The organism is Shewanella sp. DAU305, assembly GCF_026802235.1.
Classification (GTDB): Bacteria; Pseudomonadota; Gammaproteobacteria; order Enterobacterales; family Shewanellaceae; genus Shewanella; species Shewanella baltica.
The window spans coordinates 4,677,132-4,701,846 of the sequence record NZ_CP113808.1 but is presented as its reverse complement, the minus strand read 5'-3'; the positions used below and the strand labels follow the sequence as shown (position 1 = coordinate 4,701,846).

The 24,715-nt window shown below is 46.4% G+C and carries 21 protein-coding genes; 12 read left to right on the top strand and 9 right to left on the bottom strand.

All coding sequences use genetic code 11. The annotated features are described in order from the left end of the window. Nucleotides 1-90: 90 nt before the first annotated feature. From astA to OX890_RS19955, 3 genes are all read left to right on the top strand, one after another. Entirely contained in the window at nt 91-1,110 is a 1,020-nt protein-coding gene (gene astA, locus OX890_RS19965; RefSeq protein ID WP_012197665.1) for an arginine N-succinyltransferase, read from the top strand. Between the two features lie 9 nt (nt 1,111-1,119). Next, a complete protein-coding gene (gene astD / locus OX890_RS19960) occupies nt 1,120-2,580 on the top strand; it encodes a succinylglutamate-semialdehyde dehydrogenase (protein WP_268649811.1) in 1,461 nt (486 codons plus the stop codon). Nucleotides 2,581-2,789: 209 nt separating this feature from the next. After that, on the top strand, nt 2,790-3,593 hold the full coding sequence (locus tag OX890_RS19955) for a DUF1338 domain-containing protein (RefSeq protein WP_268649810.1): 804 nt from the start codon (nt 2,790-2,792) through the stop codon (nt 3,591-3,593). A 115-nt stretch (nt 3,594-3,708) separates the two neighbouring features. On the opposite strand, the gene OX890_RS19950 is transcribed toward OX890_RS19955, so the two are convergent. From OX890_RS19950 to crp, 4 genes are all read right to left on the bottom strand, one after another. Beyond that, a complete protein-coding gene (locus tag OX890_RS19950) occupies nt 3,709-5,037 on the bottom strand; it encodes an ATP-binding protein (RefSeq protein WP_126492784.1) in 1,329 nt (442 codons plus the stop codon). Beyond that, nucleotides 5,034-5,708 carry a response regulator transcription factor gene (locus tag OX890_RS19945; protein WP_006080080.1) on the bottom strand — a complete coding sequence of 225 codons (675 nt, stop codon included), beginning with the start codon at nt 5,706-5,708 and terminating at the stop codon, nt 5,034-5,036. Before OX890_RS19945 ends, OX890_RS19950 begins: the two co-directional genes overlap by 4 nt. Next, nucleotides 5,689-6,036: a PepSY domain-containing protein gene (locus tag OX890_RS19940; RefSeq protein WP_006080081.1), complete on the bottom strand. Its 348-nt coding sequence runs from the start codon at nt 6,034-6,036 to the stop codon at nt 5,689-5,691. The genes OX890_RS19945 and OX890_RS19940 overlap by 20 nt, the downstream gene beginning before the upstream one ends. An 82-nt stretch (nt 6,037-6,118) precedes the next feature. Beyond that, nucleotides 6,119-6,754, bottom strand: a complete 636-nt coding sequence (gene crp / locus OX890_RS19935) for a cAMP-activated global transcriptional regulator CRP (RefSeq protein ID WP_006080082.1) — start codon at nt 6,752-6,754, stop codon at nt 6,119-6,121. A gap of 431 nt (nt 6,755-7,185) precedes the next feature. On the opposite strand from crp, the gene OX890_RS19930 reads away from it, so the two are divergent. After that, entirely contained in the window at nt 7,186-7,965 is a 780-nt protein-coding gene (locus OX890_RS19930) for a tetratricopeptide repeat protein (RefSeq protein ID WP_006080084.1), read from the top strand. A gap of 125 nt (nt 7,966-8,090) precedes the next feature. Here OX890_RS19930 and thpR read toward each other — a convergent pair whose 3' ends face one another. After that, complete coding sequence (thpR, locus tag OX890_RS19925; RefSeq protein WP_126492783.1) at nt 8,091-8,636, bottom strand: RNA 2',3'-cyclic phosphodiesterase; 546 nt, start codon at nt 8,634-8,636, stop codon at nt 8,091-8,093. A gap of 199 nt (nt 8,637-8,835) precedes the next feature. Between thpR and OX890_RS19920 the strand changes: the two genes are divergently transcribed. The 5 genes from OX890_RS19920 (at nt 8,836) to OX890_RS19900 (ending at nt 18,180) form a co-directional block, all read left to right on the top strand. Further along, nucleotides 8,836-11,055 (top strand): putative bifunctional diguanylate cyclase/phosphodiesterase, encoded by a 2,220-nt coding sequence (locus tag OX890_RS19920; protein WP_268649809.1) that lies wholly within the window; start codon nt 8,836-8,838, stop codon nt 11,053-11,055. Nucleotides 11,056-11,137: 82 nt separating this feature from the next. Continuing rightward, nucleotides 11,138-13,708 carry an ATP-dependent helicase HrpB gene (gene hrpB, locus OX890_RS19915; RefSeq protein WP_268649808.1) on the top strand — a complete coding sequence of 857 codons (2,571 nt, stop codon included), beginning with the start codon at nt 11,138-11,140 and terminating at the stop codon, nt 13,706-13,708. Between the two features lie 82 nt (nt 13,709-13,790). Beyond that, nucleotides 13,791-16,115, top strand: coding sequence for a penicillin-binding protein 1B (gene mrcB / locus OX890_RS19910; RefSeq protein WP_172599617.1), 2,325 nt, complete (start codon nt 13,791-13,793; stop codon nt 16,113-16,115). Nucleotides 16,116-16,263: 148 nt separating this feature from the next. Continuing rightward, nucleotides 16,264-16,542: a peptidylprolyl isomerase gene (locus OX890_RS19905; RefSeq protein WP_268649807.1), complete on the top strand. Its 279-nt coding sequence runs from the start codon at nt 16,264-16,266 to the stop codon at nt 16,540-16,542. 42 nt (nt 16,543-16,584) lie between these two features. Beyond that, the gene (locus OX890_RS19900) at nt 16,585-18,180 is read left to right on the top strand and encodes a recombinase family protein (RefSeq protein ID WP_268649806.1); all 1,596 of its coding nucleotides are present in this window, start codon (nt 16,585-16,587) and stop codon (nt 18,178-18,180) included. A 543-nt stretch (nt 18,181-18,723) separates the two neighbouring features. Here the strand turns inward: OX890_RS19900 and OX890_RS19895 are convergent. From OX890_RS19895 to OX890_RS19885, 3 genes are all read right to left on the bottom strand, one after another. After that, complete coding sequence (locus OX890_RS19895) at nt 18,724-19,617, bottom strand: hypothetical protein (RefSeq protein ID WP_126491143.1); 894 nt, start codon at nt 19,615-19,617, stop codon at nt 18,724-18,726. Then, entirely contained in the window at nt 19,618-20,187 is a 570-nt protein-coding gene (locus OX890_RS19890; protein ID WP_268649805.1) for a recombinase family protein, read from the bottom strand. A 221-nt stretch (nt 20,188-20,408) separates the two neighbouring features. Continuing rightward, nucleotides 20,409-21,011, bottom strand: coding sequence for a hypothetical protein (locus tag OX890_RS19885; protein WP_268649804.1), 603 nt, complete (start codon nt 21,009-21,011; stop codon nt 20,409-20,411). Between the two features lie 349 nt (nt 21,012-21,360). Here OX890_RS19885 and OX890_RS19880 point away from each other — a divergent pair, with 349 nt between their 5' ends. The 3 genes from OX890_RS19880 to OX890_RS19870 all read left to right on the top strand — a co-directional run bounded on the left by OX890_RS19880 (nt 21,361) and on the right by OX890_RS19870 (nt 23,058). Further along, entirely contained in the window at nt 21,361-21,756 is a 396-nt protein-coding gene (locus OX890_RS19880; RefSeq protein ID WP_006080091.1) for a DUF2391 family protein, read from the top strand. 158 nt (nt 21,757-21,914) lie between these two features. Beyond that, nucleotides 21,915-22,145: a hypothetical protein gene (locus OX890_RS19875; protein ID WP_107403628.1), complete on the top strand. Its 231-nt coding sequence runs from the start codon at nt 21,915-21,917 to the stop codon at nt 22,143-22,145. A 211-nt stretch (nt 22,146-22,356) separates the two neighbouring features. After that, complete coding sequence (locus OX890_RS19870; protein ID WP_268649803.1) at nt 22,357-23,058, top strand: DUF3581 domain-containing protein; 702 nt, start codon at nt 22,357-22,359, stop codon at nt 23,056-23,058. 81 nt (nt 23,059-23,139) lie between these two features. Here OX890_RS19870 and OX890_RS21170 read toward each other — a convergent pair whose 3' ends face one another. Then, on the bottom strand, nt 23,140-24,444 hold the full coding sequence (locus OX890_RS21170; RefSeq protein ID WP_310473094.1) for a methyl-accepting chemotaxis protein: 1,305 nt from the start codon (nt 24,442-24,444) through the stop codon (nt 23,140-23,142). Between the last annotated feature and the right edge of the window lie 271 nt (nt 24,445-24,715).

The window sequence follows — 24,715 nt, the reverse complement described above, 5'->3', positions numbered from 1 at the left end:
TTTGTCAGGGAATACTTACGTGCATCATTACCTGTCTTTTTGAAGAGAGGTGCCTTGATGCACGGCAAGCCAAAGTGAGGAGACACTAAGATGTTAATCATACGTCCTATTCAGGCTGGCGATTTTGAAGCCTTATATCAAATTGCCGAAGAGTCTGGTCATGGTTTTACGTCATTACCCGTGAATGCCGATTTGCTCAGACATAAAATTGCGCGAGCAGAAGCCTCATTCGTCAAAACCGTCGATGCGCCCTTCGATGAAGGTTATCTGATGGTGCTGGAAGATACCGACACCCGTGAAGTGGTGGGGACGTGCGCTATCGAAGCAGCCGTGGGAATGGAAGATGCTTTCTACCATTATCGACTCGGTACCGAAGTATATCATTCCGAACAAATTGACGTGCGTAACGAGGTCGAAACCCTCACCCTTTGCCATGATTACACTGGCGCCGCCGAAATGTGCACCCTGTTTTTGCGTGAAGCGTATCGCAAGGGCAACAATGGCCGCATGTTATCCCGCAGTCGCTTTCTATTTTTGGCTCAACATGCAAAGCGTTTTGGCGAAACTGTAATTGCCGAAATGCGCGGTGTGAGCGATGCCGATGGTCATTCACCTTTCTATGGCTGGCTGCAAAAACACTTTTTAGGCATTGATTTTATTCAGGCAGATTATCTTTCTGGTTTGGGTAAAAAGGCATTTATGGCCGAAATGATGCCACGAAATCCGGTATACGTTTGTCTATTGCCGGAAGAAGCGCAGAAAGTGATTGGCGAAGTGCATACCAATACCCGCCCCGCATTAAGTCTGCTGCAGGCCGAAGGCTTTCGATGCCGCGGTTATGTGGATATTTTTGATGGTGGTCCAACGGTTGAGTGTCGTTTATCGGACATTCGCGGCGTGCGTGAAAGCCGTTTATTAACCGTCGATATTGGTGACATGGTCGAAGCCGACACTCAATTTATTATCTCAAATACTCAATTAGCCAATTATCGAGCGACGTCTGCCGCACTGGCTGTGGACGACAAATCCGAACACATCATTATCAGCCCTGAGCTGGCAGCGGGTTTGTTACTCGCAAAAGGCGATCAAATCCGTATTTTGGCAATGTAGGAATAACAAATGACACATTATATTCAAGGTCAGTGGCATGCTGGCAAAGGTCATGACGTGGCCTCAATTAACCCAGCCAATGCTCAAACTATTTGGACAGGTAAAACGGCTACAGCAGAACAAGTTAACGCCGCCGTTGATGCCGCGCGCGCCGCGCAGTTTGATTGGTTTATGTTAGGTTTCGATGCACGCTTAGCCATAGTCGAAGCGTATCGCAGCCAACTTGAAGCCAACAAAGCGGAATTGGCTGAAACGATTGCCCAAGAAACGGGTAAACCTCAGTGGGAAACGGCGACCGAAGTTGGCGCCATGATAGGCAAAATTGCACTATCAGCCGCGGCTTACAATAATCGTACGGGCACTGAAGCTAACGATACACCAGCGGGACGCGCGGTTATCCGTCACAAACCCCACGGTGTTGTGGCGGTGTTCGGTCCTTACAATTTCCCCGGTCATTTGCCGAACGGTCACATAGTGCCTGCGCTGCTGGCGGGGAATACTGTGATTTTTAAACCTTCTGAATTGACGCCTAAAGTTGCCGAGTTGATGGTTAGCCTATGGGATAAAGCGGGTCTGCCTGCTGGCGTGCTCAACTTAGTCCAAGGTGAAGTGGATACGGGTAAAGCATTGGCTTCTCACCCGCAGCTCGATGGTCTGTTCTTTACTGGCAGCTCACGCACAGGTCATTTTTTACATCAACAATATGCCGGTCATCCGGGCAAGATCTTAGCACTTGAGATGGGGGGCAATAACCCACTGATCATTAAAGGTGTGCAGGATATCAAAGCTGCCGTGCACGATATTTTGCAGTCGGCTTATATCTCCTCTGGCCAACGTTGTACTTGTGCGCGCCGTCTATATGTAGAGCAAGGCGAGCAGGGCGATGCCTTGATTGCCATGTTAGCCGCTGCGGTCAAACAGATTAAAGTTGGCCCTTGGAACGCGCAGCCACAACCTTTTATGGGCTCAATGATTTCTGAAACAGCCGCCAAAGGTATGGTTGCGGCGCAGACGAATCTGCAGAACTTAGGCGGCGTATCGTTAGTCGAGTTAACCCATCTAGAAGCAGGTACAGGTTTGGTCTCTCCAGGCCTTATCGATGTGACGGCAATTGATGTCTTGCCGGATGAAGAATACTTCGGACCTCTGCTACAGCTGGTGCGTTATAGCGATTTCGATCAAGCGATTAAACTGGCTAACCAAACGCGTTATGGTTTGTCTGCGGGTTTACTGGCCGATAGCCGTGAAGATTATGACTATTTCCTCGCGCGCATTCGTGCTGGGATTGTTAACTGGAACAAACAAATCACTGGCGCATCGGGCGCGGCACCTTTTGGTGGCGTAGGTGCATCGGGTAATCACAGAGCGAGCGCTTTCTATGCCGCCGATTACTGTGCTTATCCTGTCGCTTCGGTCGAGGCCGATGCAGTGAGCTTACCTGCGACATTAAGCCCAGGTTTGAGCTTGTAAGCGGGTAGATATTTGACTTTTATCTGGTAAAGAGTACGTGGTAAAGAGGAGGAAGGACGAATGTTCTTCCTTTTTAATAACAAGCAGTAACGTAACTTGAGCTTCTACTGTGGGTATGTGTGACGCTGCAACAGTGGCATTTAGGTCGTTACATTTAGTGTTCGCGGCAAAATAACAGCAATAACCGCAGCACAATAAAAGGAGTTTTTATGCATACCGACATCAACGCGTTATTTGCCGCCCTGTGGCAAGACTATATTCAAATGACCCCTTCTGCGGCAAAAGTGCACGCGCTGCTGGGCCATGGTAAGCCAATCATCAACGATCATATTGCCTTGCGTACTTTCAACATCGCTAAGGTGAATTTGGATGTGCTCGCTAAGCATTTCACTTCGTTAGGTTATGTACCTTGCGGTGATTATAAGTTTGAACAGAAAAAACTGATCGCTAAGCATTTTGAACACCCAGATTCGACTCAGCCTAAAGTGTTTATCTCTGAGCTGTTAGTTGAAGAATTTAGCCCTGCGCTACAAGAGACCATTCAAGGCTTAATCGCCCAAGTGGATGTAGCGGCGACAACGGCGGACAACTTTATTTACTCGGGTCGCCATTGGTCTTTAGATTCTAAAACCTATCAGGATTTATTAACTGAGAGCGAATATGCGGCTTGGGTAGCGGCTTTTGGCTATCGCGCTAACCATTTCACTGTGTCTATCAATCACCTCGACGGTTTTGAAACTTTAGAGTCAGTGAATGATGCCCTGAAGCAAGCGGGTTTTGTGCTCAATGGTTCAGGTGGCGAGATCAAAGGTTCGCCAGAAGTGTTATTAGAGCAATCGTCGACTATGGCCGATAAGATTGGCCTTGAATTCACCGATGCGACAGTGGAAATCCCAAGTTGTTTCTATGAGTTTGCACTGCGTTATCCTATGGCCAATGGTGAGCTGTATACTGGTTTTGTGGCTGCGTCTGCCGACAAGATTTTTGAAAGTACGAACGTGAATAAGGCTTAACGTGAGTAAAGCCTAGCGTCATCAGACATTAAGCATAAAAAACGCCATCAATTCGATGGCGTTTTTTTATGAGTATTTTAAAGAGAGCATTTAACGCTGAGCATGTTAAGCGAGACTAACTGAAGGTCAGTTCGATCTTCAGTCCACCTAAGCGAGTGCTGTGGCTAAACTTAAGCTCAATCTCATACTGTTCGGCAATTTCCTTCACTATCGACAAGCCTAAGCCGTGACCCATGACAGACTCATCTAATCGAGTGCCTCTTTGAGTGAGTTTATCGAGTTCATCATCGGCAACCCCTGGACCATCATCATCGATACAAAGGCAGAGACGCTCCTGTTGGCGTGATAGCTGAATACTGACTCGGCTCTGGGCCCATTTAAAGGCGTTGTCCAGCAGATTGCCTAGGAGCTCCATGCCATCTTCCCTGTGGATCGGCAGCCTGAGAATATTAGGGTCGAGTTCGAAATCACATTCGATGGTTTTATTACGGTGAACCTTGTTTAAGGTGTTGGCTAGGCTGTGTAAATCCCTTGGGATCACCAATTGCGCCGCAGGAAGCATATCGCCTGTGATCCTTGCCGCCGCCAGTTTGCGCTCGACCATCTTGTGGATAGAATCCAGCTGTTGCTGCAAGGCAATGGCGGTTTCGGGATCTTTAAGACCAAGGGCTTCGACCTGTTGCTGCATCACGGCCAGCGGGGTTTTAAGCCCATGGCTTAAGTTACCTAAGTTATTGCGGCTACGCTCAATTTGCTTGGCGGTGTACTCAAGTAACTCGTTGTAAGTCTTAGCGAGTGGTTGTACTTCTGGGGGAATATTATTTAGCTCCAGCGCGTTAATCTCGCCTTCTCTTAGCCGAGAAAGCGCGTGCTGAATATGCTTAACTGGCTTAAAAGATTGGCGCAGGATCAGGAAGATCCCCGCGATCATCGCAACTAACATCGCCAGATTAATCCCAAGCTTAGTGCCATAGACTTCGCTAAATACGCGTCTACCGATACTTAAGTCTTGGGCGACGGTTAAGGTGGCGCTGACATTGGCACTACTCGAATTTAGCCCCAGTGATAACAGCTGCATATCGTTATTTTTTGGCCCTTTAGCTTGCCAGACACGGGTTTTATTTGGCGCGAGTGGCTCGATATCTAACTGCATATCCCACAGGGAGCGCGAGCGAATGACTTCATTGGGCAGGTTAAGCTGGAAATAGCGGCCTGAATAGGCGGGCTTATAGAAACTGGAAAGCTGGCTTTGATCTATGCTGATGTCCCCATCGTGGATATGGGTTGCCAACATAATATGTTCGAGATCTTCTTCTAAGCGATTGATAATAGAGTCATGGAAGGCCTGACGCAGCATGGACTCAAATAATATGAGCCCAATGACTGTGCCTATTACCAGTAAGCCCGTTAACCATAAACTGAGCTTAGTGCGGATCGAGATCATTCAATAATGCCGTGGAAGATATAGCCTTGGCCGCGACGGGTTTCGATAGCGGTTTTGCCTAATTTTTTACGTAAGTGGGTCACATAAACTTCGACCACATTACTCTCTTTTTCATCGTCAAACTGATACAGCTTATCGGTGAGCTGTGTCTTAGATAACAGCTTCTTAGGCGACATCAGGAAGATCTTCAATAATCTGAATTCCATCGCCGTCAGTTCAAACAATTGGTCTGCCACTTTCACCGTTTGCTCGGCTTCGTCTAAGATCACGCCGCCATAGCTCAATTGCTTGCTAGAAGTGTTTAAACGGCCATGGGCACGGTGGATAAGGGCTTGAATACGGGCCAATAATTCCTGTGCGTGGAAAGGTTTACCTAAGTAATCGTCGGCGCCAGCATTAAAGCCTTCGACTTTTTCATGCCATTGGCTGCGTGCGGTCAGCATGATGACTGGAGTGCTGATCCCTTGATTACGCCAGCCTTCGAGTAGTTCGAGGCCGTTGCCATCGGGCAAGCCGATATCTAAGATCACGCAATCGTATTGGGTTTCTTTGATCAGATAATCGGCTTCAAGCGCTTTGTCTGTAATATCGGTCACATAGCCAGCGAGTTTGAGTTGTTTCTCCAGCTCGGTGACTAGCATTGGGTTATCTTCAACGAGTAACAGTTTCATGTTTTCGACATTCGCTCGGTAATGCTATTGAGTGATCGGCTTGGCCATTGGTTGCATCAATACTGAGATTGACGATTTGGCCACGCTGAACTTTGATTTGCAAATCATAGCGCCATTTATGATCTTCTTGATAGAGATGAGCATCAATTAGTTCACCTTGGCAAAACTGATTAACTACGGCGAGTGTACCGTTTAAGGACAGTATTTGCCCAGAGTTGACGAGTGCCTTGGCTTGATAGTGTTCTAATTCAATAGGTTCGGCATTCAATTGCATTGGATGCGCCAGCGTGAACAGGCTGAAAAAACAGATTAAAAACAGCCGTTTCATTTGAGCTCTCCAATAAAAAATGGCCTAGAATTTATTCTAGGCCACTTTAATAAGGCAGGCTTAAATCAAGCTGAAGACTAACTTAACGGGTACCGTATACCACGATGGTCTTACCATGAGCTTGGATCAAATTCTGTTCTTCTAACATCTTCAAGATACGGCCCACAGTTTCCCGTGAACAGCCAACGATTTGGCCTATCTCTTGACGAGTGATCTTAATCTGCATGCCATCAGGATGCGTCATAGCATCAGGCTGTTTCGCCAGATGTAACAGCGTTTGGGCAATGCGGCCAGCCACGTCTAAGAATGCGAGGTTACCCACTTTCTGGCTGGTGCTTTGAAGGCGATAGGCCATTTGCGCAGACAGCTTCATCAGAATTTCAGGGTTAACTTGAATTAACTGTCTGAATTTCTTATATGAAATCTCAGCGATTTCACAAGCTTGCTTAGCGCGAACCCATGCAGTACGTTCGGCTTGTTCTTCAAACAAACCTAGTTCACCGATAAAGTCACCTTGATTCAGATAAGAAAGGATCATCTCCTTACCTTCTTCATCTTTAATCAATACCGCTACAGAACCTTTTACTATGTAATAAAGAGTATCTGAATCTTCACCAGCATGAATAAGAGTGCTCTTTGCAGGGTACTTATGAATGTGACAGTGTGATAAAAACCATTCCAAAGTTGGATCAGGTTTTGGCTTACCAATCAGAGCCATGTTGGTGTTCCTCGATTGATTAAAACGAAAGTAAGAGTATTCTAAATAAGCATTTTACGTCAATTAAACTAACAAAAACTTGATGGAAGTCTTACTTTAGAATAAGTGAATAAATGCAATTAACCATCTAAAATTAGAGCTTATTTTGCTACTTTAGTGATTTAAGTCAACTAAATCGGCGTGAAACTCGCTGGATTCACTTAACTCTGTCGAGTTAATCACATCTTACCAGTCTAATTAAGCCGTTTTATTATAGATTATGGATAAAACTGGCCCCTAAATTACAGTATAAGATGTTTCACTTTTTAAATTCGGCGCTTATTTGCTTCAACTTCCCCCCATTATCCTGAGGTTTGTGTGTATTTAGGCTCGACTTATGGGGTTAATTCTGGCTAACTTTGAGGGCAGTCGCTTTTAAGAGAGGTAAGCAAGTGAAATACAGATTATGGGTTTTAGGTGCAGGTTTAAGCTTAACGATTGGGCTGAGCTCTGCGGCGCACGCATTTTCTATCCCGCAGCCTGCTGCCGAACTCGCGGCCAGTAAGTTTGTGCACATTCAGGTGACGGCAGAGCAAGGCGACGCCGATGCCCAATTTTTGCTGGGATTAATGTACCTTTCTGGGCGTTTTGTGGTGCAAGAAGTGCCCTCTGGTTTGCACTGGATTTCACTTGCCGCCGAGCAGCAACATGAAAAAGCGCAGCAAACCTTAGCCGACCTGTCTTTTGAAGGCCAATTGATCAAGCGTGACTTATCCGTGGCCGAGCATTGGTATCGAGCCTTGAGTGAGCAGGGAAGTCGTTGGGCACAATTCCGTTTAGGCTTTATTTATGCCTCTGGCGGCGATGGCGTGCAACGCAACTGTGGTAAAGCGGTCGAGCAATTTTCCCAAGTGGGTGATGATGTTGCCTTAGGTAATGTGGCGTGGATTTTAGCGACTTGCCCAGAAGCTGAGTATCGCGATGGCAATAAAGCGGTCGAGTTATCCTTAAAGTTGCTCAAAGTGAATGAAAACGACCCGACAAATTTAGATAATCTGGCTGCGGCTTATGCCGAAGTCGGCGATTTTGGTGCGGCAATTTCGACGCAGCAAAAAGCAATTGAAGCGTTAAAGATGAGCGCCGAAATGACCAAGACAGATGAATTTATGCAGCGCTTACAAACCTACGAGCAAAAGCGTGCGTATCGCGAAACCTTACGTTTACTCGAATAAGGCATTGGTTATTGGATGGTTTAATTTAGCTCTATTGGTTTATTCACGTGTTAATTGATGCATAGATTTATAAGTTGAAAATAAAGCCTGAGTTAATACTCGGGCTTTTTTATTTTTAACTCACGCTAACCGAGCGTCCAAGAATGTAGGATGTGATATTCCACACCCGTGCTTGTGTTTTTTGAATGGTATAAATGCAAATGTTCGGGCGTTAACGTTAGCGTATTCATGTCCTTGAGTTGCAATAAAGCCGCTTCATCTAGCGTCCATTGTTTTGCTTTTCTAAATAAACTGATGTGCGGGCAAAAGTGGTGTTCACTGCTATGCAATTGCAGGCGGCCTGCGATTGCTTGCGTCTGCTTAGCTAATTGCGCTAATGGCGGCTCAACGTCATCGCCTTTCAAGCAACAAACTTGGGCATTGGGCCATAAGTCGAGCTGGTTAAGTTGAACGCTGAATCTAGGCTTAGCTAAGCAGTCAATCGCATCAAGGAGGGCGATGCGTTGCTCGTCGTCAACTTGCCCTAAAAAGCAGAGCGTTAAATGCATATTACTGACGCTAACCGCTTTCGCCTCAGGATTAAGGTGGCAGAACAGTCGCTGTTGTAAATCACTCAGCCTTGCCCTTTGTGCAGCGGTAGGCGCGAAGCCGAGAAATAGCCTTTGTTGCATCTGATTATTGTCCTTTGTGGCGTTCAACACGGATTATCTCTGGGAACACTTTGACGTTTAGCGTCTTTGAGCGTTAATCTAGTTGTTGAATTTATCGGCTAATTTGCGACTCAAGCAGACGTTTAATTTACTGTGAGCCTATACTCAATATACGTCGATAATACCTTAAATGGATTTTTAGGTAAGGAAGTCACTTTTCATGTTAGTAGGTTTAGCAAATCCACTCCAACAGGCCTTGGTGAGTATTTTTAGTGAGTCTCCGCTAGAAACCTTAGAGCAAAATGTTGACCGAGCACTTGAGACCATCACATTGCAGCTGCATTGTGACGGGGTATTTGTATTAACCGGCAGCCAGTCTCTGGATCGTTTACGCACGCGTAATTTGTATCTAAAACCCCAATTTGCCAAAGGCCAACAAACGCGAGTCTGGCCCTTGGCACGCATGCCATTTTTTCGCTCCCTTGTCCGCACCCCGCGACTATTAAATCTGCCCGATGTGAATACCTTGCCCGCCGATGCGCAGGCCGAGCGTGCCCTATTAAGGGACTGGGACGTGAAGAGTCTATTGGTATTGCCACCTGTGGTATTTGGCGAAACGCGTATTGCGCTGGGCGCAGTCAATTGCTCCGAGTGTTGCGAATGGAGCGAAGAGTTTATAAGTGAGTTTAACCATGCCGCTGTGATGATTGGCTCGGCGATGGAACTGACGCGTATCGCTCTGAGCATGCTCGCCAGTGAGCATAAATACTGTGAAGTCTTCAATCAGTTACCCTTAGCCTGCGCCTTGTTAGATAAATATAATCAATTGACTATGCTCAATAAAGTCGCCCTGCAAACGCTGCCAATCCAACATGGTTATGATTTATTCGACATGGTGCGTGAGGAAGAACACGCCATGTTAACTGATACCTTGCATGTGGTACGTGAAGGCGTGCTTGGTCAGGCTTGGTGTGAATTACCCTTAAAATCTATCCATCAACTGGCTTGGTTGAAACTCAGTTTTAGCCAGATCAGTGGCGATAAAGATACCTTAGTCATGATTGCCGAAGATGTCAGCGAGAAGTATCGCCTAGCCGATGAGCTGTCGTTCCATGCCAATTATGATGCGCTCACAGGATTGCCCAATCGGTTGCATTTCGAAGCCCTATTAGAAAACCTGCTGCACGCCCACGACGATATGCCTATTTGTGTGGCGTTTCTCGATTTAGACCAATTCCAAGTCATCAACAATATCAGTGGCCATCAGGCGGGCGATAAGCTGCTTTGCCAAGTGGCCTTACGCTTAAAACAGCTCGTGCGTAAGGGCGATATCGTCGCCCGTTTAGGGGGTGATGAGTTTGGTATCTTGATGCATTACTGCAATGTGGACTCGGCAAAACAAATAGCTAAACGTATCTGTACCCAATTGGCGAATCATGAATTTATTTGGGAAGGTCGCAGCCACAATGTCAGTGTCAGCATGGGGATTGCTAAACTCGATAAAAAAGCCGCCGACATTTATACCGTGATGAGTCAGGCCGATGCTGCTTGTCGCTTGGCGAAGGATCAAGGCCGTAATGGCTGGCATTTATACAGTGCGAGCGATCCTAAAATGAACCGTCTTTATACCGAGATGATGGCGTCGGTGGACATAGTCGGCGCACTGGCGTTAAACCAATTTGAGCTTTATTTTCAAAGCATAGTGCCATTAAACCGTGAGGAGTCAGGTCTGCATTTAGAGATCTTACTGCGCATGGTGCAGGCCAACGGCACTATCGTGTCTCCTGCCATCTTCTTGCCCGCCGCCGAGCGATATAACTTAGCTTCTAAGGTCGACTTGTGGGTGATCGATAACTTGCTCAAGTGGGGCGGTTGCCATTTAGATATCTGGCAGCAGTTGGACCTCGTGTCGGTGAATTTGTCGGCGACTTCTTTGGGTGACTTTGAGTTTATGAACTGGCTAGAAATGCGTTTGATGGCCGAACCTGAGCTGGTGGACAAGCTTTGCATCGAGATCACTGAAACCGCGGCCGTGAGTCAGCTCGAACAAGCGACAAAGTTACTCGATATACTGCGCCCTCTCAATTGCAAGTTAGCCCTCGATGACTTTGGGGCGGGTTTTTCTAGCTTCGCCTACCTTAAGCGCCTTAATGTGGACTTTGTGAAGGTGGATGGCCAGTTTGTGGTGAACATCTGCGAAGACAGTGCGGATCAGGCGATCGTTAAATCGATTTGCCAACTCGGCCAAGATATGGGTTTTGATGTGGTTGCCGAATTTGTCGAATCCCAAGATATTGGCCGGAAACTGCAAACCCTTGGCGTCGACTATGCCCAAGGTTACGCCATCAATAAACCGATACGGTTAGCTGAATTACAGTCTGGACTCAGTCAGCCTTGGCTCGAAAAACGTGAGACCTTTGCGGCCTATCCCCAACTCTAGTGTTTGGTACACTTATCTACTGAGCCGGATTATGTTGCAGTGAAATGGTACTCACCGTCGATTGTTAGTACACTGACGGCCTGTGTTGGCCGCTGATGTCTTTTTCTTGAACTCTCTACCTATTCATAGCTTATTAGCACCGCTGCGTGCGGCTTTTTCTCGTCACGCTCAAGTGATCCTCGAGGCACCGACTGGTGCGGGTAAATCTACCGCGTTACCTTTGGCTATGCTGGATTGGCCAGAAATCAGCGGACGCATTTTAATGCTCGAACCGCGGCGTGTCGCTGCGCGCAGTGTGGCGCACTATATTGCCCATTGTCGCCAGCAAAAGGTGGGGCAAGAAGTGGGCTATCGCGTGCGCGGTGAAGCTAAAGTCAGCGCCAATACCCGCTTAGAGATTGTCACCGAAGGCATACTCACGCGGATGATCCAGCAAGATCCCGAATTAACTGGGATTGGAATGATCATCTTCGATGAGATCCATGAACGCCACCTCACTACCGATTTAGGCCTTGCCTTAGCGCTCGAAGTGCAAGCCTCACTGCGGGACGATTTAAAGATATTGGCCATGTCGGCAACCTTATCTGGCCTTGCATTAGGCGAACTGATGCCAGAGGCCGTGACCTTGCACAGTGAAGGCCGCAGTTTTCCCGTTGAGGTTGAATATCGCCCTGTGCCGACGCAGCAGCATTGGATCGATCATCTTGGCCGCTGCGTACTCGATCTGGTCTCTGCCAGTAGTGCCAACGTTGATAAAACGGCTAGCAATAACGCCGTGCTCGTCTTCTTACCGGGAAAAGGCGAAATCTCACGACTGCAGCAGTTTCTGCGTGAGCGCTTAGCCCAAGATGCCTTTCTGATTTGCCCCCTTTATGGTGAGCTTTCAGGTGCAGAGCAAGATAGCGCGATTGCGGCAACTACGGACGGCAGGCGCAAAATCGTGCTAGCGACTAACGTGGCGGAATCGAGCTTAACTATTGAAGAAATAGGGTTTGTCATCGACAGCGGCTATAAACGTCAGGCCAGTTTCAACCCTAAAACTGGCGTCACTCGTTTAGGCTTAAAACGTATTAGCCAAGCCTCGGCGACTCAGCGCAGTGGCCGCGCCGGACGTTTATCTGCGGGTGTTTGTGTTCGCCTGTGGAGCCAAGAAGAACATGGCCGCATGCTCAGGGCCGATGAACCTGAGATCAGCCAAGCGGATCTGGTGGCTATGGCCCACGATTGTGCTTATTGGGGCGCAAAATCCTTCAGCGATTTGATGTTGTTAACGCCGCCACCGAGTGTGAATGAGACGCTGGCGTGGCAATTACTGCAGCGCTTAGGCATGGTCGATGGCCAAAATAAACTGACTCCCCACGGAAAAGCGGCCTATGAGCTAGGGTGTCACCCAAGGCTTGCCCATATGCTATTGGGCGCGAAAAGCTTAAGTGTGAAAAGCTTAGGCGCAAACAATGTTAATGAGCAAACTGGGCAATTGGGCAGTTTGGCCTGTTTGCTGTCGGGGATTTTAGAAGCGCGCGGTTTGCCTAAAAAGGGCGCCGATATCATGAATTACTTGCACTTTGCCTGTCAGGGGCAAGCGGGACAGCAGGCAAAACAGTGGCAGAAAAAGCTCGGTTTAACTGCTGACTTAGCGAAGGTCGCGACCCATGCTCACCACAGTGATGTGGGATTATTGTTGGCACTGGCGTATCCAGATCGCATCGCCAAAGCCCGAGGCGTTGAGGGTTATCAATTAGCCAATGGGACTGGCGTGGTGTTAGCAGCCGAAGATGCCTTGTCGCAAACGCCTTGGATGGTGGTGGCGGATTTCCAAGAAACTGAAGGCAGAAACGCTGGGCGGATTTACTTGGCGAGTCAGCTTCAGCCGAGCTTGTTCGATAGCGAGTTAAAAGACTTGCTGGAAATCCACGAGATCTGTGGCTGGGATGAAGGCAAAGGCCGAGTGATTGCCGAGCGCCAATACAAGGTCGGACAAATTTTAGTGAAAACCGAGACCATTGCTAAGCCTGAGCGCAAGCAAATTGTCGCGGCCTTACTAGCTTATATTCGCCAGCAAGGATTACAAATTCTCAATTGGAACGCTAACTTAGAGCAGTTTCAATACAGGCTTAAACTCGCGACTGAGTTCGATGCGGGCAGTGACTGGCCCAAGGTCGATGATGGGGCGTTATTAGCGAGCCTAGAAACTTGGCTGGCGCCTTACCTCGAAAATGTGAATAATCTGCCGCAATTAGTTAAGCTCGATTGCTTTGGTTTTGTGGCAAACTGTTTGAGCTGGCAGCAGAAACAGCGGCTGGAGGAGTTATTGCCAACCTCTTGGCCGTTAGTTACCGGTACCTCTGCGCCAATCGTATACGATGAATCTGGGCGTGCGCTGCTGCGGGTGCGTCTGCAAGAAACCTTTGGCATGGCGCAGAGCCCTATGCTGGCGCAGGGCAAGCTAAAGGTGACGATGGAATTACTTTCTCCCGCTCAACGTCCATTGGCTTTAACGGCGGATTTAGCCAGTTTCTGGCAGGGACCTTATGTGGAAGTGAAAAAGGAAATGCGTGGCCGATATCCAAAACATCTGTGGCCGGACGATCCTGTGAATACACTACCAACAAAATTTACCAAGAAGAAAACCTTGGGTTTAGCTCAGCCATAGCAGTGACACTGGTTTTTTAATCGGGTGAAAACACGCCTTGATTCGCACCACGCTTGCTATCGTGGCTGATGTCTTTAAATGCATGAATGATGAAGTAGATATGACGACTAAGACGACAAAAAAAACACCCGCTTCCCGTAGGGCCAACAATGGCCGCGGTTTCTTTCGACGAGTTTGGTCAATCACTTGGAAATTAGCCTTAGCCGGATTAGCGGTAGTGACTTTCTACAGTATTTATCTCGATCAAATTATTGCGCAAAAATTTGAAGGTCAAAAATGGCACTTGCCCGCGCAGGTGTTCAGCCGTTCTATGGCGCTGTATCCCGGCGCGGCGGTCAGCCATCCGCAAATGATGGCTGAGCTTAAGTTGCTCGGCTATCGCAAAGTCGCTAACCCACGCCAAGTGGGAGAGTTTTCGGCATCGAGCACTCGTATCGAATTGTGGCGTCGACCGTTCTTGCATCCTGAAGGCGATCAAGTCGAACAAAGAGTCATGATAAGCTTCGACGGTAATGGCGTTAGTTCAGTCACCCGAGTGTCGGACAAACGCCAGCTTGCCGTATTCCATCTTGAGCCTGTGTTGCTCGATCGCATTATTACTGGCGACGGCGAAGACAGGTTGTTTGTGCCGACCGAAGAAATGCCTAAGTCGATTGTGCAGGCGTTACTGCTGGTGGAAGACCGTAGCTTTTACGAACATCATGGAGTGAATCCTTTCGCGATTGCGCGCGCCGCGTTTGTGAACATCAGCGCCGGTCGCACTGTGCAAGGCGGCTCGACGTTAACCCAGCAGTTAGCGAAAAACTTTTTCCTATCCAGTGAGCGTTCATTACTCCGTAAAGTGCGCGAAGCCTTGATGGCAGTGATTATCGATTTTCGTTACAGCAAGGACGAAATCCTCGAAGCCTATCTTAACGAAGTGTATATGGGGCAGGATAAATCCCGCGCCGTTCATGGTATGGGTTTGGCCTCACGTTTCTATTTCGGCCGTCCTATCAGTGAGTTGACTATCGCTCAGCAGGCATTTTTAGTGGCGACGATTAAGGGGCCGTCTTACTACAATCCATGGCGATATCCGGAGCGCATTCAAGAGCGTCGCGATCTGGTACTGCGTTTACTCATGGATGCGGGCGATTTAACCACGGCCGAGTATAAGGCGGCGGTAGAGTCACCTCTGGCGATCCGTAATCTGAATAAACCCGCACATCAAAAACTGCCTTCTTTCTTCGCCCTAGTAAAACAGGAGGTGAACGAGCGTTATGGTGATGCGTTACTGAAGCAATCTGGGGTAAAAATTTATACCACGCTCGATCCTATGGCCCAAGAAGCGGCAGAAAAAGCGGTCACTCAAACCCTTAAGAGTTTAGATAAGAGTAATAAGTCATTACAGGTGGGCATGGTAGTGACCGACAAATACACGGGTGGTATCGCGGCTATGGTCGGTGATAAAACCCCAGGATTTGACGGCTTTAACCGCGCAGTTGAAATTCGTCGCCCGATTGGCTCGTTAATTAAGCCTTTTGTGTACGCCACGGCATTGGCACCTAATAGCCAATTTACCTTAGCTACTCCCCTTAAAGATCAGCCTATTACCTTAAAAAATGAACAAGGTAAGACATGGTCACCGCAAAATTTCGATAAGAAGTTCAGCGGTCAAGTGCCTTTGTTAACGGCGCTGAAAAAGTCGATGAACGTCCCGACTGTGAATCTTGGGATTGCGGTGGGCGTGGATGCGGTTGCGACAACCTTAGCTAAGTCGGGTTGGCAGGAACCGTTAAACGAGTATCCTTCTATGTTACTCGGTGCCGTCAATGGTTCGCCATTAATGGTGGCGCAGGTGTACCAAACCTTAGCCGATAGCGGGGTTTACCGTAAATTAACCACAGTGACGGCTGTGTTGGATGCTGATAAAAATCCATTGCCCGTGACGCGATTGCCTAAAGAGCAGGCCATCTCACCCGATACTGACTTTTTGATCCAGTACGCTATGCAGCAAGTGGTTAATACGGGCACAGCGACGCGCTTAGGCAATGCCTTCCCAGGCGTTGGGCTGGCGGGGAAAACAGGTACAAGTAACGATAGCCGCGACTCTTGGTTTGCGGGCTTTGATGAGCGTAACGTCGCCGCTATTTGGGTGGGGCGTGATGATAACGGCAAAACCAGCTTGTATGGCAGCAGTGGCGCCATGGCCGTGTATCTTGCCTTCTTGAAAGAACGTCCACCTATTAGTCTGCGCTCTATCCCAGTGAATGGCGTCGTGAAGGGCTTTTTTGACCGAGATACCGGAGTGGCCAAAGAATCGGATTGCAGCAATGTTGATGCGCTTCCGGCATTAACCGCAACTTATCGTCCGGTGAATAATTGCGGCGAGCCTTTGCAATGGTGGCAGAAAATACTCGGCCAATAGGCTCGAGAATCGACCAATCACGCATTTGTGCGTTGAATATAAAATCTTAAGTAGTAGAACCTATGCGAATGGAAATGGCGTTATCGAGAGTACACGCGTGACGCCATCTTCCCTTAGCCTAGGTCGTTAACCCAAAGTGAGAAATAACATGTTTAAAACCGCTGCCGCCGTGCATATTTTAGTGAAACACAAAGAGCAGGCTGAGGATATCGTTAAGCAGCTGAATAATGGCGCTAATTTTGCGGTACTCGCCAAGCGTTTTTCATCTTGCCCTTCGGCCAAAAAAGGCGGTGATTTAGGCGAGTTTAAAAAAGGCCAAATGGTGCCACAGTTTGATAAAGTGGCATTTTCGGGCGAGTTATTAGTGCCGCACATAGTCAAAACTAAGTTTGGCTGGCATGTGGTTAAGGTATTGTATCGGTTATGACCTAACTTTAGAATGCACTCCTTTTTTTACAGGGGGAGTGTTATGCGTCAGGCATACAGCTATGTGCGGCTGTCTTCAAAGAAGCAGATTCAAGGATATGGTCAAGAGCGTCAATGGGAAGCTATTCAGATGTCTGCGCTAGCCCATGGCTGGGATCTCAGTGACAAGACTTTTTCAGACCTTGGTGTCAGTGGCTGGAAAGGCGCGAATATTGAAACGGGTGCTCTCAGTCAATTTCTAAAATGCGTTGAAGACGGGTATGTTGAAAAGGGCAGTGTCCTTATTGTTGAAAACGTAGACCGTCTCTCGCGAGCAGGAGTTAATCGCGCTGTCACCCTCTTAATGCAGCTACTAGATAGTGGAATTAGCATTTTCACATTCACAGATAACAAGTTGTATGAACCCAATTCTCCCAATCCTCTTATGGATTTGATGGGATGGGCATTGAGCGCGCAACGTGCTTTTGAGGAGTCTGAGCGTAAGAGCCAAATGATTCTTAATGCAAAAGCAAAAGCAAGAGAGGAAGCTCGTACATCAGGTAAAATTATAACTAGGCGCTGCCCTAGCTGGATGCAAGTAAATGCAAATAAGACCGTGTTTGAGCTGCTTCCTGAGCGTGTAGATACAGTTAGAAAGATCTTTGCCTTATACATAAACGGCTATGGTACACCTCGTATTGGCCGTTTGTTGACGGAAGAAGGTCGAAAGCCTCTAGTTGGTAGGGCTTGGTATCCCAGAAGCTTGTCTAGAATCCTCCAATATCGTGCAGTGCTTGGTGAATATCAACCAACACTCAATGGTAAGGCTGAGGGGGAACCTATAAAGGATTATTACCCAGCAATCATAACTGAAGACCAATTTAATGAGGCTCAAGCCATCCTACATGAAGGTGGAGCTGGTCAAGGTCGCAGAGGGGAAGATATGCGTAATTATTACGCTGGCCTGCTACGTTGCTCCTGTGGTGAAGGGATGCACATTGTTAGCTCTAAGGTAAAGGGAAAGCGATATTATCAAATGCGTTGCCTGCAATATCGAATAAGCTGTTTTGGTGGTTCATGGAACTTCAATAAGTTTGCTTCATTTACTTTGTTCGCGCTTAGACGTTTGCCCCTACTTGAACTCATGGGCAGTAGAGATAACGGAAATATCAAACAACTTAATGACAAGGTTATTCAGCTTTCTAGCCGTCTTGAGGACTCTCGTAAGCAGTTGGAGAACACTATCAATGCAATCGCAGAGCTTGGTCTAAATGAACTACTGCAAAATAAATATAAACAACTCACAAGTTTAATTGCAGAAACTGATAGCCAATTACATGCCGCTAAATCTGCTCTTGAGTTGTCACATGGTCAGGTCGCTATTCAGAAAGAAGATACCCAGATGTTGACTGGACGGCTGCTTGAATTGCTGGCAAACACTAAAGATGTTGATAGCCGTATAAAGTTGAATCAGGTGCTTCGTCGTTATTTAAGCAAAATTGAGTTGGAAGCTGATAAAACAAATGAGCTTCGGTATATCCGTATCTATAGGAAAGACGGTGATCTGTTGGTTACTGCTGAGTGTAGTCATAGACTCAACAATGCTCTGTTTTATGGTTCTGATGGCACGACAGAAGCTATGGAGTTGGTACGTGAATAAATGTATGTTCGTGTTATCAAAACCCTAGTAGGGGGGAATGCTTGGGGTATTAAGATGATCTTACGATTGCTACGTGTGGTGACTTGTACTAAAAATGTGTGCTTGAAATGTTCGTTTTTTATACGCCACATGGTCATTCAAATAGTCCCTTAGTAACGTATCGCTGCATCGTTAAAGATAATAATGACCATTAAGTAAAGGTGTCTGAGCTAACAAAACAGGCCTTTTTTAGAAGTGTCACGATTAGGGAATACAGCCTTTTATCCTCTGCAGGCCTTGGTGTGCCTAAAAACCTTAATGTATAGAGACCACCTAGCGTCCCTGCTGGTCACCGCGACCACTTAAAGTCCTTAGGACTCACCTTAACGAATTAACCAGCACAAGTAATAACTAGGAAGGAATATTCCATTCGGAACGATAAGCCCACCAGCACATTTTCGCTAGGTAGGCTCTATGGGACTTCGTAATGGGGGATAACAATTACAGGAACAAATAAATAAGGTTCGTTAAGGTGTGCCCTTAAAGAGGCGATGTGATTGCTCCTTAAAACCCATCATCACTAACTCTTCGATATGTTTCGTTTTCATCCCAGACGGTTTTAACGGTTACCCCGAGGGCTAATTCTTTACTGACGGACTTCAATGCAGCCCTAAAGTCTTCAGCTCCGTGCGTATCAATCATATCCATGATCTGCTTTTTAATCATTGCCTTGCGAGCGGTCTCAGTCATTGGGGACTTTTCTTTAATGCCCTGAGAGGCAGCAGCTAGCTTCGTAATAATAGGGTAATTATCTTTATCGAAAGTATCGTCTAGTACATCTTGATAACGCTTCTTCAGTGCCCTTTTAAGCTTTTTAGCAGCCTTACTGAAGTCTTTCTCCCATTCAGCTCTTGAAGGCAGCCCAGCTTCAATACAGGCGTTTAAAGCTCGCTGTATACTTAGACCATGGGTATCGCTACAGCTATAAGCTTTAGCTATGTCCCTTTTGCTCTGTACTACAATGTTCTCGCCCTCAGCTAAATGACGCTTGAACTTGTTTTGATATTCCTCTGAAATATGTAGTCGTGTTCCATGCCCTACATTCATAGTTAATGAAGCCATGAAAGCATCAAACTCAGAGTAACCTCGGTGGACTTTCGCGGGTACAGTGATCTTTCTAGCCTTTGGATTAGCTAAATATTGCTGGCAAGCCATGGTGCGATGAAACCCATCTACTACATATAAGCTACCGTGTAGCTCAAAGACCTCTAAAGGGGTGTGCACATCTTCACCATGTTTCAGGCTCATCAAAACATTTTCAATCTGCATCTTTCTAAAAGACTCTGAGGCTTCTCGGTCAGAATCTTTGTGAACTAAGTTTGGCTGTCTATTTTGAAATCTATCGTCAAGAATTAATTGGCTAGGGTCAATCTGTTCGATGCTGGTGGTCTTGTTCAATTAATCAATCTCTTTCTCTAAGGCCGCTAAAGCCCTTTGCACGGTTGATAGTGATACACCCACTTCCTTGGCTATTTTCCTTAATGAAACACCTTGTGAGCGTAATTCAGCGATCTGCTGGTGGTTAGTTTCATTAGTAGGCCTACCTTTGTATTTACCAGCAGACTTAGCCTTCTCAATGCCTTCTTGACGCCTTTCCTGAATCATTGCTAACTCAAACTGAGCAACAGCCCCAAGCATGTTAAGCATTAACTCAGACATATGGTCACTGCCACCAGCATTGAAGCTAAGGCCTTCCTTATGGAACTTGACGCTAACACCATTCTCATTCCATTCATTGACCAATTGTTTCAAGTCAACCAAGTTACGAGCTAGACGGTCAATGCTATGGACATGGATAGTGTCACCATCACGAGCATAGTCTTTAAGCTGAGTTAGGGCAGGACGTATGGTAGAGCCACCACTGCATTTATCAGTGAAGGTTTTATTAAAAGGGATGCTCGCATTGGCAAGCTGACGGTCAGTGTTCTGGTCTACAGAAGAGACTCGAAGGTAAGCGATGTGTGCCACGAGGTGTATCCGTTTGGTTCTAAGAGGTCACGGAGAGTAGTATACCTATTATTGAAATTCAACCCTAATGGGTACTGTTCGATCACAGTTTGACCATACCTGTATGGGTATACCTAATGAGATCACCAAAGTTCTCTGTAATTTTGGGGTTTAAAATTATTTGGATTAATTATGTTTATAGGTACCTTGTATCACCCTAAAGGCAGACGCTTGATTTCATTTTAGCTTTTAACTATCCATTCAATTGTAGATTTTGCTCGTAATTTAATAGATGGATACATCAAGCTCGCGGCAATGGAAGAAAATACGCCAACAACAAAGCTGACCAGTAAACTAAGAAACTGAGTTGAAGCCTCTTCTGCAGTGACATCATCAAGGGCTTTTTTGAGGTTTTTAATTTCTTCACTTTGGAGCGTCTTAATGGTATCTAAATTGCCCTTCAGTTCTTTAAAGGATTCCCCGTCACTGTCCATCTTTGCCTTCAAGTCAATCCAAGCTTCGTATTGAGCATCAATTTCCCTAGTCGTCAAATTAATCAGAGCAACTGTTTCTGTGATTGCGGAACGTATATCTTTGAGGGGTAGTGATTCAATGTCATTAATCATTAAATTCATTTTTTCCGAGTGCTCTTGCAGCTTAATTAAACTGTGTGGCGTACGAGCAATTAACATTAGATTAGTATTGGTGACGTTCTCCATCCCCATTGTGGTAACCGCCGCTCGATAGCCTAGTAAACCAAAAATTACTATGATAGCTAAGACAAAAACCTTTACCCTTTTCTGAATAATTACTTTGCTTTCATAAGTGATTGTTAGATTGTCCATTACACGATCCTGATCGGTGGTTAACTTGTTATAATGCTGCTACTTTACCACAATAACGGCGATTTACTAATCTAATGGTTTTATGTAAGTCATTGTATCTTAGTTGATTATTTTGAACGGATGGCTAGGTGAGGCTTGTGGTGTCTCTCTTTGCATAGACTAATAGACGAGTAATTTAGCTTCGGGCTGGCCTACAAAGTAGGGATTTTAGTAATTAAGTTCTTATTGATAGTTAACTAAAGTGCTGTATCGCACTTAATACTGCAGGATGAAGCCCTTATGTAGTGCGTCTTAGTCGCACGTCATTTTCGGCTAATCAAATGGATTGGAATATTAAGGAGCGATGAGCATGACCTTTAGTTTTAATACCGAAGATGCGAGCCAAGTTTGCGTGGGGGCATTTGCGCTGGCGGTGCCCGTGGCGTTTTCAGAGGAAGCCTGGCATCTCGGCGAAACCTTGCCTGTGCTCAATCTCGCCATGCTCTTTAGTTTATCGTTGTTATTTCTAGGGGTTTTTACTTATCACAGTGTGTTCCAGCAAAATATTAGTGCCCGAGTCCCTGTGTTTATTTTCCGCATCGTGGTGGCGTATTTGCTCACCGCGCTGGTGGTTTTCCTCGTCTTGCTGTGCCTCGATAAAGTGCCATTTTTTGAAGATCCGCTGACCTCGATAAAACGGATTATCGTCATCACTATGCCAGCCTCTATGGGCGCCATTGTTGTGGATAGCTTCGATAAGGAATGATGCACCTTAGCCAAACCTCATGACTTTTGTCACTGGTGGATTAGGGTTATTTTGCGCATACTCATTCCCATACTCTGACTTTGATTGATGTCTAGAGTCGAAATAAGCCTGAGTTTTTAGCCTGATAACGATAACGCCAATAGATAAAGGAAATGACTATGAATACCGGAGCCCTCGCTTTACTTATCCCGATACTCGCCATTGTTGGCGGATATGTGGTGGCGATTATGAAAATCCGCGACAAGCAAGGTGTGTCGAGCCGTGAGCAAGAGGCCGAAAATCAAGCCTTGCGGTCCGAGTTAGCTACCTTGCGTCAGCGTGTCGAAGTGCTAGAACAGCTGGTCACTGACGATAGTTTTCAATTGAAGCGTGAATTTAAACAAGTCTAACTATTTGTTCCTTGTCCAATGGAAGGCGCTAGCCTGTTAACCTAAGTTAATACCCTTGTAATTTGTTTGGCTTTACAAATGTGGGCATGGTGTTACTTTGTACATCTTCCGTGGGATCAAGTCATCGGGTGAGTTAAATACCTAATTTAAGGTAGACTCGTGATAATTTTGTTATCCATCCCTGTATTGAGTTATTACAAATAGAGTTTATATGTTTCTAGCGCCTTATTTTTCCGAGCAAAATCAAGCCATTTCCGTATCCGCACAACAAGCCAGCGACTTCGCGAAGAAAATTGCGCAGGACTTTAATCCCATACACAATGTGGGCGCAAAACGCTTTTGCGTGCCGGGAGATTTACTGTTTGCCATAGTATTGACTCAATATGGTCTGAGTCAGAGCATGAAATTTAGCTTTGCGGGTATGGTGGGCGCGAGTGTCGAACTGCAATTCCCGGAACAAGTGAGCGAGAGTTTTTCAATTCGCGATGGCCGCGAAAAAACCTATCTTAATGTGAGCCGTCAAGGCGATGTAAGTTGTTGCGATGCGCAGACAGAATCCTTTATTCGTCAATATGTTGCTTTCTCTGGGCATAATTTTATCGATATCCTTATCCCTTTGATGAAACAACATCAAGTGATGATCAACCCAGACCGACCTTTAGTGATTTACGAAAGCATGTCGTTTGACTTAACCACCCTCGATTTTGTGCAAGTGACCTTATCACTCGTTGGCCAAGATTTAAAAATCGACGGTAAACGTGGCGATGTGACACTGCACTTTGAATTACACAGTGGCGATACTTTAGTCGGCACAGGTATCAAAACCTTAGTCATGAGTGGCTTACGTCCTTATGACGAGGCGCTCGCGCAGCAAATGTGCGCCACCTATGAAGGCAGTAAAACTGATTATTGATTGACGGAACAATCACATGGCGTTTTTGTCTGCAGATAAAGCGCCATTCAATCCTTGATAGCGCGATGAAATGCGAGGGGATTAATGACCGTTGATTGAAAGTTGAGAGACGATTTGTGAGACGTTTTCTGCCCCGTTGCGTATTTCTCCCATCACCAAAGTTACCTCGGCTAGCTGTTGTTTCCCTTCCTGTGCGATACCTTCAACTTCGTTCATCATGTCTGTTGCACTTGTGGTGAGCTGGGTATTTTTAGTGACGACGGCGGCAATTTCACTGGTTGATTTACTGGTTCTGGAAGCGAGCTGCCTCACTTCATCGGCGACAACCGCAAAACCTCGGCCTTGTTCACCCGCACGCGCGGCCTCAATCGCGGCATTTAATGCCAGCAAATTGGTTTGATCGGCAATCGAGCTAATCGTCGCGACTATGGCTTGAATACTTTGGGATTGCTCATTCAGTTGAGTAATCGCTTGAGTCGTTTTATGGGTTTGCTCAGCAATAGCATTGGAGGTATTGACGGTCGCATTAAGCAACTTAACGCCTTGTTCCGCTTGCTCAACGGTGCGTTGCGATGTGGTGAGCGCAATATTTGCGGCTTCACGCACAGCGTGGCTTTGCTCGATCCGCTTGCTGATATCACTGGCGAACTTAACAACTTTAACGACCTTTCCATGCTCATCCATAATGGGATTGTAAGCCGCCTCCAGCCAAATTGAGTCGCCATAGGCATTTTTGCGCTCAAATAGCCCTTTGCTATAGCGACCTTGCTTAAGCTCGTCCCAAAAGTGTGGATTTTGTCGATAAAATTCATCGAAACAGAAAATTCTATGATGCTTACCCAAGATCTGTTCTTTGCTGTATCCCATTGTTTTTAAAAAGTTGGCATTTGCCTTCAGGATAGTGCCATCTGGGGTAAATTCAATAATAGCTTGGGAGCGATTTAGGGCATCAAAGATGGCGGATTGATCGTCAAGCTGTTGCTTATATTGGGTAATTTCAGAAGCCGTTTTCATTATCTTCACGACTTTCCCCGCCTGTTTTACAGGAAAGTAAGTCGCTCTTAGCCAGATTTCTTGGCCATTTTTATTCACTCGCGCGAAATGTCCCTCCTGCGGATGACCGGCTTTTAAATTGCTCCAAAATTGTTGGTAGGCAGGAGAATTAGCATAGGTCGCTGAGCAAAACAGCTTATGGTGTTGGCCAACAACTTCATTAAGTGAATAACCGACTACTTTTAAAAACAAGGCATTCGCATCGAGCACTTTTCCTTCAGGCGTAAATTCTACCGTGGCAATACTTTGCTTAATGGCGTCGATGACCGACTCCGCTTCTTGGCGCTTGTTTTCGCTCACTTCTAGGCTTTTACGTAATGAAGAATTGAACACTGAGATACTCCTGATGAGCTTAACTGACTCAAAAACCGCTGGTCTTTATTGAAAGCTCGATATAACGAGCTGGATATACAGATAAATATAGCTGTGATTTTAATATGTGGTTTATTTCTATGAAACACGTGATCGGGATCTATATACCTAAATTGAGCAAAAGAAGATCACTTTTCTTTGGTTTTAGCTCGACTAGGCTTTGGTTTTAGCCCGACCAGACGTAGCGGCAGAGCGGATAACGAATTTTAGCATGCTATTCGAGTAATCTAGG

Coding starts and splice junctions, on each gene's coding strand:
- astD (WP_268649811.1), top strand. CDS start 1,120: ATGACACATTATATTCAAGGTCAGTGGCATGCTGGCAAAGGTCATGAC.
- OX890_RS19940 (WP_006080081.1), bottom strand. CDS start 6,036: ATGAAACGGCTGTTTTTAATCTGTTTTTTCAGCCTGTTCACGCTGGCG.
- OX890_RS19870 (WP_268649803.1), top strand. CDS start 22,357: ATGTTTCTAGCGCCTTATTTTTCCGAGCAAAATCAAGCCATTTCCGTA.
- crp (WP_006080082.1), bottom strand. CDS start 6,754: ATGGCTCTGATTGGTAAGCCAAAACCTGATCCAACTTTGGAATGGTTT.
- OX890_RS19905 (WP_268649807.1), top strand. CDS start 16,264: ATGTTTAAAACCGCTGCCGCCGTGCATATTTTAGTGAAACACAAAGAG.
- OX890_RS19920 (WP_268649809.1), top strand. CDS start 8,836: ATGTTAGTAGGTTTAGCAAATCCACTCCAACAGGCCTTGGTGAGTATT.
- OX890_RS19880 (WP_006080091.1), top strand. CDS start 21,361: ATGACCTTTAGTTTTAATACCGAAGATGCGAGCCAAGTTTGCGTGGGG.
- OX890_RS19945 (WP_006080080.1), bottom strand. CDS start 5,708: ATGAAACTGTTACTCGTTGAAGATAACCCAATGCTAGTCACCGAGCTG.
- OX890_RS19950 (WP_126492784.1), bottom strand. CDS start 5,037: ATGATCTCGATCCGCACTAAGCTCAGTTTATGGTTAACGGGCTTACTG.
- OX890_RS19875 (WP_107403628.1), top strand. CDS start 21,915: ATGAATACCGGAGCCCTCGCTTTACTTATCCCGATACTCGCCATTGTT.
- OX890_RS19955 (WP_268649810.1), top strand. CDS start 2,790: ATGCATACCGACATCAACGCGTTATTTGCCGCCCTGTGGCAAGACTAT.
- OX890_RS19900 (WP_268649806.1), top strand. CDS start 16,585: ATGCGTCAGGCATACAGCTATGTGCGGCTGTCTTCAAAGAAGCAGATT.
- astA (WP_012197665.1), top strand. CDS start 91: ATGTTAATCATACGTCCTATTCAGGCTGGCGATTTTGAAGCCTTATAT.
- thpR (WP_126492783.1), bottom strand. CDS start 8,636: ATGCAACAAAGGCTATTTCTCGGCTTCGCGCCTACCGCTGCACAAAGG.
- OX890_RS19885 (WP_268649804.1), bottom strand. CDS start 21,011: ATGGACAATCTAACAATCACTTATGAAAGCAAAGTAATTATTCAGAAA.
- mrcB (WP_172599617.1), top strand. CDS start 13,791: ATGAATGATGAAGTAGATATGACGACTAAGACGACAAAAAAAACACCC.